Genomic DNA, 558 nt, shown 5'->3' on the forward strand with positions numbered 1-558 from the left:
CATCGACATCCGACTCGAGTCCGCGCCGTTCGATCCCTGGGCCCTACAGGCCGACCTCGCCGGCGACGCAGCCGCAGGGGCCCTCGCTGCCTTCGTCGGGCTCATGCGCGACCAAAACGCCGGCCGCCGCGTGCTGGCCATGACCCTGGAGCACTATCCGGGCATGACGGAATCGGCGTTGCGGCAGATCGCTGAAGAGGCCGCGGCGCGTTTCGGCTTGCAGGCCGTGCGCATCGTGCACCGGGTCGGCCGTGTCCTGCCAACCGAGCCCCTCGTTCTGGTCGCCGTCACCGCCGCCCACCGCGGTGAGGCCTTCCGCGGCTGCGAGCTGCTGATGGACTACCTCAAGACTCAAGCCCCCTTTTGGAAGAAAGAGGAAACCGACCAGGGCGAGCATTGGGTCGACGCCCGCGACAGCGACGACGCCGCCGCCGAGCGCTGGCGCTGAGCCGCCGGCGCGGGTGAGCAACCCAGCCCCGTAGGTCGGACTGAGGCACGAAGCCCGACGCCGCTGTCACCGCGCCGCCGACACACCGCGCCGACCCGAGCCCACGAGAC

1 protein-coding gene is annotated in these 558 nt (G+C 71.0%); it reads left to right on the plus strand.

Going from position 1 to position 558, the window contains the following annotated elements; all coding sequences use genetic code 11:
• Position 1: 1 nt before the first annotated feature.
• The gene (locus tag CKO25_RS20820; RefSeq protein WP_200389848.1) at positions 2–448 is read left to right on the plus strand and encodes a molybdenum cofactor biosynthesis protein MoaE; all 447 of its coding nucleotides are present in this window, start codon (positions 2–4) and stop codon (positions 446–448) included.
• The last annotated feature ends 110 nt before the right edge of the window (positions 449–558 follow it).

This window comes from Thiocapsa imhoffii, from assembly GCF_016583985.1.
Classification (GTDB): domain Bacteria; phylum Pseudomonadota; class Gammaproteobacteria; order Chromatiales; family Chromatiaceae; genus Thiocapsa; species Thiocapsa imhoffii.